Source organism: Mycobacterium sp. (genome assembly GCF_044370595.1).
In the GTDB taxonomy this organism is placed as follows: Bacteria; Actinomycetota; Actinomycetes; order Mycobacteriales; family Mycobacteriaceae; genus Mycobacterium.
In genome coordinates this window covers 1-9,066 of sequence record NZ_JBILVF010000139.1, presented here as the reverse complement: position 1 = coordinate 9,066, position 9,066 = coordinate 1, and the positions used below count along the sequence as shown (strand labels likewise).

General features: G+C 65.2%; 6 protein-coding genes and 1 pseudogene. 3 read left to right on the top strand and 4 right to left on the bottom strand.

Annotated features, from left to right (window positions below; genetic code table 11):
* The 3 genes from ADBZ5N_RS15055 to ADBZ5N_RS15045 all read right to left on the bottom strand — a co-directional run.
* On the bottom strand, positions 1-779 hold a 779-nt coding region (locus ADBZ5N_RS15055; RefSeq protein WP_526258721.1), incomplete at its 3' end, for an exo-beta-N-acetylmuramidase NamZ domain-containing protein.
* Positions 780-940: 161 nt separating this feature from the next.
* Complete coding sequence (locus ADBZ5N_RS15050; RefSeq protein WP_526258719.1) at positions 941-4,375, bottom strand: proline dehydrogenase family protein; 3,435 nt, start codon at positions 4,373-4,375, stop codon at positions 941-943.
* 26 nt (positions 4,376-4,401) lie between these two features.
* Positions 4,402-4,848 (bottom strand): Rv2324 family transcriptional regulator, encoded by a 447-nt coding sequence (locus ADBZ5N_RS15045; protein WP_526258717.1) that lies wholly within the window; start codon positions 4,846-4,848, stop codon positions 4,402-4,404.
* 129 nt (positions 4,849-4,977) lie between these two features.
* On the opposite strand from ADBZ5N_RS15045, the gene ddaH reads away from it, so the two are divergent.
* Entirely contained in the window at positions 4,978-5,820 is an 843-nt protein-coding gene (gene ddaH / locus ADBZ5N_RS15040) for a dimethylargininase (protein WP_526258715.1), read from the top strand.
* Positions 5,817-7,058: an ornithine--oxo-acid transaminase gene (gene rocD, locus ADBZ5N_RS15035; RefSeq protein ID WP_526258713.1), complete on the top strand. Its 1,242-nt coding sequence runs from the start codon at positions 5,817-5,819 to the stop codon at positions 7,056-7,058. Before ddaH ends, rocD begins: the two co-directional genes overlap by 4 nt.
* Here rocD and ADBZ5N_RS15030 read toward each other — a convergent pair whose 3' ends face one another.
* The gene (locus tag ADBZ5N_RS15030; protein ID WP_526258723.1) at positions 7,059-8,456 is read right to left on the bottom strand and encodes an amino acid permease; all 1,398 of its coding nucleotides are present in this window, start codon (positions 8,454-8,456) and stop codon (positions 7,059-7,061) included. It abuts the gene before it with no gap.
* A gap of 331 nt (positions 8,457-8,787) precedes the next feature.
* Between ADBZ5N_RS15030 and ADBZ5N_RS15025 the strand changes: the two are divergent.
* Positions 8,788-9,066, top strand: a pseudogene (locus ADBZ5N_RS15025) (cyanophycin synthetase); the annotation flags it as partial.

The window sequence follows — 9,066 nt, the reverse complement described above, 5'->3', positions numbered from 1 at the left end:
AGCGATCGGAGATTCGGTGAGGGGTTCACCCAGGGCAGACCCGTTTGGTCGAACCACTGCCCGCGGCGCCATCCCTGCGCGGGAACGACGGTCAGGTCCGCACCGATACCCTGCTGCCGGTTGAACAGCGTGGCCAACTCTCCGACCGTCATGCCGTGCCGCGCGGGGATGGGGTACATGCCGATGAACGAGGAGAAGGCCGGGTCCAGCAGGGCGCCTTCCACGATGTCGCCGCCGATCGGGTTCGGCCGGTCGAGAACGACGAACGGGATGCCCTTGCGCGCCGCGGCCTGCATCGACAGCGCCATGGTCGACACGTATGTCCAGGTGCGTCCACCGACCTCCTGAAGGTCATAGACCAGGACGTCCACGTCCTTCAGCATCTCGGGAGTCGGACTGTGCCCTTGCGCCGCATACAGGGAGTAGACCGGCAGGCCGGTCTTCGCGTCGAGACCGTCAGCGACCGTGACACCCGCCTCAAGGGTGCCGCGGATACCGTGTTCCGGCGCCAGCAGGGCCACCAGTGTCAGCTCGTCGTGCTGGGCGATCAGATCGATGTCCGACGTGCCTGACCGGTCGACGCCGGTGTTGTTGGTGATGAGGCCGACCCGTTTGCCGCGCAAGGCAGCCGGCACGTCATCGAGGAAGACCTCGATGCCCGGACGCACGCCTGCCGCGGCCGGAGACGCAGACACCGGTGCCGGCGCGCCGCAAAACAACATGAGGCACGCCAGGAAAGCGCTCAGCATCAGCCAGAGGCCGGACCGTGCGACGGGCATCCGCGCACTATATCGGACAAAAGCAGATGGCCCCCGCAGTGTTCTAGTTGAATACCGTTGTGGAACAACAGTGTCCATGATCGCGCGGTGAATTTGGGGGAGACCCCTATGCGCTTCAACCAGCAGTCACCGAGGACCCTGAAGCCAGAGGCCCATAACGTCTAGATCAAAGCGTCACTCAGATGATTTGGGGTGCCGTATCGGTGCGCGGTGATGGACACCGCCTGCTCACGCAGGAAGGTGAGTAGCTCCACCCGGCCGGCCGACACCACATCGGACCCGTAGACCGCAATCTCCGGGGAGCCGCCGGCAGCCTGCGTCGTCGCAAGCACATTCGTCCCGATCAGGCGAATGCGCGCTGGGCCGGTCCGCGCGGCGACGCGAGCGGCCCAGGCTTCGCCGTCCTCGACCGCGAGCAGGACGTTGGCCCCGCGCAGCACGCTTGCAAGGGAGCCGGGCAATTCGACGGCGGTGGAAACGGTCAGGGCAGCGCCCGCGAGGAGACCCGCCGCGGCGACCCGGGCGAGTTCGGCCACCCCGCGCCCGGAAGTCTCTGCGTCGTAACGGATGACGACCGGCACCGGCCGGTACCGGAACACATTTCGCTCAGCGAACAGTCCAGACACATCCTTCGCGACACCGAACTCGTTGGCCCACAGGCGGGCGTCGTCGCTCAACGCGGCGGCGAGCCAGTCGCGGTGCTCATGGCCGTCCATCGATTCGAGAATCCGGGCCGGGAGCCCGGTGACGGCTTCAGCGTCGGGTGGCAGGGGGGCATCACGCCAGGAGCCCATCCCTACAAGGTAATTCGGTCCGCCGGCCTTGGCGCCGGCGCCCACCGCGGATTTCTTCCAGCCGCCGAACGGTTGGCGCTGCACGATGGCACCGGTGATCCCCCGGTTGACATAGAGGTTGCCGGCTTGAATGTGCTCCAGCCAGTAGCCGACCTCTTCGGGGTCCAGGGAATGAAGACCTGAGGTGAGCCCGTAGTCAACCTCGTTGACGATCTCCACGGCCTCCTGCAGCGACGCGGCGGTCATGACACCAAGGATCGGGCCGAAATACTCGGTGCGGTGGTACTCCGAACCGCGCCGCACGCTCTGCCGCACCCCGGGACTCCACAGCCTGCCCGAGTCGTCGAGCCGTTGTGGGGTCAAGAGCCAGGACTCCCCGTCGCCGAGTGTGGTGAGCCCGCGAAGAAGCTTGCCCTGGGCCGGGGAGATCAGCGGCCCCATCTGGGTGCTCAGGTCCCACGGGTAGCCAACCTTCAAGGAGCGCACCGCGTCCATCAGTTGAGCCCGGAATCGTGGGGAATCCGCGACGCTGCCTACCAGCACCACCAAAGAGGCGGCTGAACACTTCTGGCCGGCGTGACCGAAAGCCGAATGCACGACATCTTTGGCGGCCAGGTCCAGATCGCCCGACGGGGTGACGATGACGGCGTTCTTGCCGGAGGTCTCGGCGAGCAGGGGAAGATCGGGCCGGAATGATCGGAACAGCTCCGCCGTCTCGTAGGCACCGGTGAGGATGAGCCGGTCGACCTTCGGGTGGGAGATCAGGGCGGCGCCCAAGTCGTGTTCGCTCAACTGCACGTAGGTGAGCAGCTCCCGCGGGACCCCCGCTTCCCACAAAGCCTGGACCATCACGGCGCCGCAGCGACTGGACTCGGCGGCAGGTTTGATCACCACCGCCGAGCCCGCGGCGAGCGCGGCGAGCGTGGACCCGGCGGGGATCGCGACCGGGAAGTTCCACGGCGGCGTGACGACGGTCAGGCTTGGCGGCACGAACACGGCGCCGCGGACATCGTCGAGTTCTCGGCCGAGTTCGGCGTAGTAATGCGCGAAGTCGATCGCCTCGGAGACCTCCGGGTCGCCCTGGTCGAGTGTCTTGCCGCACTCGGCGCCCATCACCTCCAGCAGCTCGGCCCGCTTGGCCTCGAGCACGTCTCCGGCGCGGTGCAGGATCTCTGCTCTGGCACCGGGTCCCAGGCCCTGCCAGGCGGCGGCAGCGTCAACGGCCCTGGCCATGATCTGATCCAGGTCAGCCCGCGAGCGGACCCAGCCGGCCTCAGCTGTCGCCTCGCCGAGATGCGAACCGCGCATTCTCGCCGCGATCTGAGCGCCCCACTCTCGGTTTCCCGGCAGGTCCGGATCGGTGTCGGGGCAGTTGGCGAAGCCTTGGAAAGGGGCCGAGGCCGGGGCTGGGCTCGGGGTGAGGCGGCGGTCTTGAACCCGGTGCGGCGCGGGCACCTCCTCGGTCAGCGCTGCCAGAGAATCAAGGAAGCGCTGTTTCTCCCGCTCGAAGAGGCCTTCATCTTTGTCCAGCTCGAAGACCGCGGACATGAAGTTCTCCCGGGAGGCGCCTTCCTCAAGGCGCCGGATCAGATACGCGATCGCCACGTCGAATTCGGCCGGATGCACCACCGGGGTGTAGAGCAGTAACGAACCGACATCCCTGCGCACCACCTCGGCTTGGCCGGCGGCCATGCCCAGCAGCATCTCGAACTCGATGCCCGCGGTGACCGAGCGTTCCTGGGCGAGCAGCCAGGCCAGTGCCACGTCGAAGAGGTTGTGCCCGGCCACCCCGATCCGGACGTTGACGATCCGATCCGGGCGCATCGCGTAGTCGAGCACGGCTTTGTAGGAGGTGTCGGTCTCGCGCTTGGAGTGCCAGGTCGCCAACGGCCAGCCGTGCAGATCGGCGTCCACCGATTCCATTGGAAGGTTCGCGCCTTTGACCACCCGCACCTTGATCGGGGCGCCGCCGGCCGCGACGCGAGCCGCAGCCCACTCTTGGAGCCGGATCATCGCCGACAACGCGTCGGGCAGGTAGGCCTGCAGAACGATCCCGGCTTCGAGTTGCCGGAACTCTGGGCTTTCGAGGACGCGGGTGAACACTGCAATGGTCAACTCGAGATCTTTGTACTCCTCCATGTCCAGGTTGATGAACTTGCGGGTGGGCACGGCGGAGACCGCCTGGCGATAGAGCGGTGCCAGGGTCTCGACGATGTGGTTGACGGCGTCGTCGAATGCCCAGTGATTGTGCGGTGCAACGGTGGAAGAGACCTTGATCGAGACGTAGTCCACGTCGTCGCGGGCGAGCAACTGGGCAGTGCCCGCCAGTCGGCGTGCGGCCTCGCCCTCGCCCAGGATCGCCTCGCCGAGCAGGTTGACGTTGAGGTTGAGTCCCTCTTTTTTGATCTTGGCGATGGATTTGCCCAGTGTCGCCTCACTGGCGTCGATGATGAGGTGGCTGACCATCTTTCGAAGCACTCTGCGCGCCAGGGGGATAACGAGGTTTGGCAACACCATGGCGAGCGTCCCGCCGAGTTTCACCGCGAAGCGCAGATACCACGGCAGGAATGCCGGAGTTTTCGCGGTCAGCCTCCGGAGATTGGCCGCGGCGACGGGAAAGTCCTCTGGTCGGACCACTCCGTCGACGAAACCGACTGTGAATGCCAGGCCATCGGGGTCTTTGAGAACCCCGGCCAACTGCTCCGCCGAGGATCCGACAGGCACCGTCGCGGCTTCAGCCAGCCAGTGCCGGACCAGGTCGACCGCCCTGTCGGCCAGGTCTTGCGGGCGGACATCGCTCATTGCGGGCTCCTGGTGGTCGCCTCGACTCACGAGCGGGACCGGTCGATGAGATTCGACAAGACGACGATGCTTTCGCTCCTGTCCACCTCGGCCGATGACCGGATCCTCTCCAACGCTGCCTCCAGATGCTGCATGTCACGTGCCAAGACGTGAAGGATGGCGTCCGACGTTCCGGTGACAGTCGCTGCACTCACAATCTCAGGAATGTCAATCCAGGCGTTGCGCAACTGGTTTGGTGCAATTCGGCCGTGGCAGAAGACCTGCACGTAGGCTTCGGTTTTCCAGCCGAGCGCACTGCGGTCGACCACCGTGGTGAACCCCCGGATCACGCCGCTGTCGAGCATCCGATCCACCCGACGCTTCACCGCGGGTGCCGACAATTTCACGCGGGAGCCGATGTCGGCGAACGTCGTACGGGCGTTGTCGGCCAACTCGGCGAGAATGCGCTCGTCGGTGTCATCGAGGCGATCCATCTAACCGTCACCGTCCTTCAGCGTTGCGCAACAATTGACTGATAGAAACCCGTTATACACAACAATCAACGCTACTATAAGCAATATATGGCGATTGATTGTGTCCAGTCGGTGCAATACCGTTCATTCATGACTATTGACTCTGATGTCGTCGCGGGGATTCCGCAGACGCGCAACGCACGCCTCCGCCATTACGTCATGACCCGCCCAGCGTTCTTCGACGTCACGTACGCGATCAATCCCTGGATGGACACCACCACGGTGGTCGATCTTGAGCTTGCGAACTCGCAGTGGGAGAGGCTGCGTGATACCTACCGCGAGCTGGGCCACACCGTCGACGTTGTCGAGCCCGTGGCGGGCTTACCGGATATGGTCTTCGCCGCCAACGCGGGGTTGATCGTCAACGGTGCCGCAATCGTCGCGCGCTTCAAACACGCCGAGCGCGCGGGTGAGTCGACAGCGTATGCCGAATGGATGACCGGCCGCGGCTATGCCCCTGTGGACACCCGGTATGTCAACGAGGGACAGGGCGACCTGCTGGTGGCGGGTGGAATCATCCTGGCCGGAACAGGTTTCCGGACGGATCCGCGAGCCCACCGGGAGGTGGCCGAGATTACCGGGATGCCTGTTCACACACTGGAACTCGTCGATCCCCGCTTCTACCACCTCGACACCGCGCTGACAGTGCTCGACGACACCACTGTTGGCTACTACCCGCCAGCATTCAGCGAATCATCCCGGCTCCGAATACGGGAATTGTTCCCGGACGCGATCACCGTGGGCACCGCCGACGCCTACGTGCTCGGACTGAACGCGGTCTCCGACGGCAGGCATGTGGTTCACCCGGAGCAGGCCACCGGATACGCTGACCAGCTCTACCAAGCCGGTTTTGATCCAATCGGCGTCGACCTGTCCGAGCTGATCAAGGCCGGCGGCTCGGTCAAGTGCTGCACGCTGGAGATTCATTCATGACCGTCGGTGCAGCACTCGCTACCGGAGCTTCGATGACCGATGCGGCGATTGATCTCGAGGATGCCCACACCGCGCACAACTACTCACCGCTGCCGGTGGTGGCAACCAGTGCTCGGGGTGCGTGGATCACCGACGTCGAAGGCCGCCGGTATCTGGACTGTCTGGCCGCCTACTCCGCGGTCAACTTCGGTCATCACAACCCCGAGATCGTCGCAGCCGCTCATCGGCAACTCGACGAGCTGACCCTCGTCAGCCGGGCCTTCCACTCCGACCGCCTGGGTTCGTTCTGCGCGGTCCTCGCCGAGTTATGCGGCAAGGACTTGGTCTTGCCGATGAACAGCGGCGCAGAGGCTGTCGAGAGCGGGATCAAGGTTGCGCGCAAATGGGGCACAGAGGTCAAGGGTGTACCCGAGGGGATGGCCAACATCATTGTGGCCGACAACAACTTTCATGGCCGCACGATCAGTATCGTGAGTTTCTCGTCGGATAACAGTGCGCGCGCAGGGTTCGGTCCGTTCACGCCGGGATTCCGCTCAACCCCATTCGGCGACGCCGATGCTGTTGCGGCCGCGATCGACGAGAACACGGTTGCGGTGCTGGTCGAACCCATCCAGGGCGAGGCGGGTGTCGTTGTCCCACCGGACGACTACCTTCCCCGGCTGCGTGAGGTGTGCAGCCGACGGAATGTCTTGTTGATCGCCGACGAAATCCAGTCCGGTCTGGGACGAACCGGCCGTACCTTCGCCTGCGATCACTGGGACGTTGTGCCCGACGTCTACCTGCTTGGCAAGGCGTTGGGCGGCGGCGTTGTCCCGGTGTCGGCCGTGGTCGCCGACCGAGATGTTCTCGGCGTCCTCAGGCCGGGTGAGCATGGCTCGACTTTCGGCGGGAATCCGCTGGCCGCGGCCATCGGCAGCGCGGTCGTTGAAATCCTGCGCCGCGGCGAATTCCAACAGCGATCGGCGCAACTCGGTGAGCACCTCCATGCGCGACTGCGATCGCTGATCGGCCGGGGCGTCCTGGATGTGCGCGGGATGGGATTGTGGGCTGGCGTCGACATTGATGGTCGGCTCGGCACCGGAAAGCAGCTAAGCCGGGCCCTGGCTACCCGCGGTGTGCTGGTGAAGGACACCCAGGGATCGACACTGCGGTTCGCGCCGCCTTTGGTGATCACCGCCGATGAGATCGACTGGGCGGTCGAGCAGTTGGCCACCGTCCTGGATGAGGCGGCCCACTGATCACGCCGTGATCGACTCGTTCAGCGCGCTGTGGTGGCGACCCCAGACGAAGTAGAAGACCAGGGCGACCAACACCCACGCGCCAAACGCCAGCCAGGTGTACCAGTGCAGGCTGAACAGGATGTAGGCGCAGGCCAGGATCGCCAGCACCGGTGTAATCGGGTAACCGGGGACCCGGAATCCGCGCGGCAGGTCCGGTTCGCGCACCCGCAGCAAGATCACCGCCACCGCCACCACGATGAATGCGACCAGGGTGCCGATCGAGACCATGTCGGCCAGGTAGTCCAGGGGGACGAACCCGGCGAGCACCGCCACCACACCCGCGACGATCACGGTATTGCGCACCGGTGTCATCGTGCGTGGGCTGACCTTGGCGAAGGTGGACGGCAGCAGGCCGTCGCGTCCCATCGCGAACAGAATGCGGGTCTGGCCGTACATGACCACCAGCGTGACCGAGAAGATCGAGACCACCGCGCCGGCGGCCAGCACCGTGCCCCAATAGTTGGCGCCGGTGACCTTGTCGAGGATGACCGACAGACCGGCTTCTTGGCCGCCGAAATCCTGCCACGGCTGGGTGCCCAGCGCCGCGACCGTCACCAGCAGATACACGGCAGTCACGACCAGCAGTGCGGCGATGATGGCCCGCGGCATGGTTTTTTGCGGATTCTTCACCTCGTCGCCTGCGGTGGAAACCGCGTCCAAGCCGATGTAGGAGAAGAAGATCGTCCCGGCCGCGACGCTGATACCAGCCATCCCGAACGGTGCGAAGTCGGCGAACCGGTCGGCCTCGAAAGCGGTGAAGGCGATCGCGGCGAACATCCCCAGCACCCCGAGTTTGATCACCACCATGATGCTGTTGACGGTGGCCGACTCACTGGCCCCGCGGATCAGCAGCACTGCGCACAGCATCACCAGGATCACCGCGGGCAGGTTGATCACACCCGGGTTGACATCCCAGGGCGCCGCCGACAAAGCCTGTGGGAGCCGGTGCCCGAACAGGTTGTCAGCCAGTTTGTTGACGTACTGACTCCACCCGACCGACACCGCCGCGGTGGACACGCCGTACTCCAGCAGCAGGCAGGCCGCCACCACCATGGCCATCACCTCGCCCAAGGTGGCGTAGGCGTAGGAGTAGGTCGATCCGGACACCGGGACCGCGGAGGCCAGTTCGGCGTAGCAGACCGCCGCCAGTCCGGCGGCCAGGCCGGCGATCAGAAACGACACCGCCACCGCGGGCCCAGCCTCGGGAACCGCGACCGACAGCACGAAAAAGATTCCGGTGCCCACGGTGGCGCCGACGCCGAACATCGTCAGCTGGAACGTCCCGATCGACCGCTTCAGGTTGGCCGAGGCGCCGTGGGCGACCGGGGCGCCGACGACGGGCCGGCGGCGCAGCATCTGCTCGGTCAGGGTGTAGGACGGTTTGTAGGAGGGAACTGTCACCAGGACTCCTAACGCCGCTGAAAGAAATGAGTGTGCGCGTACCGGCTGCCGAGGCGGCCAAAACCGAATGTCCGTAACGAAGACTTAACGAAAGCAATCGCCGGGGGACGTCCAGCCGGTGTGACCATGCTCCACATCGGCCCCGGCCAACACCGAAAACCGATCGCGCACAGCAGCTCCAAGGCAGCGCTGACCCCAGCGCCAACGGCGTTGTTGGAATACGCTCTAACACGCTAGTTGCGCGGCTCCGCCCGACCGCGTTCCGACGCTTGATGAGGATGCCGCTGTGAATATCGATTCCATTCAGGTTTACGTCGGTCCGAATGTCCACGCGCGGGAGGCGGTGATCCGGCTCAAGCTGAACGTCAAGCCGAGCTATGCCGAGACGCTTAAGGGCCTGGGGGCGGACGTGATCGACAGACTGGCAGCGGTGCTGCCAGGGCTTGCGCGCGAGCAGGCCGAGTGGCTTGTCGCGTTGCGCTCCGGCGAGGCACTGTCGGTTGGCGATCTGGTCGGGAAGCTGGCTTTGGCGCTGCAGCATGCCGCCGGCATTGACGGCACACTC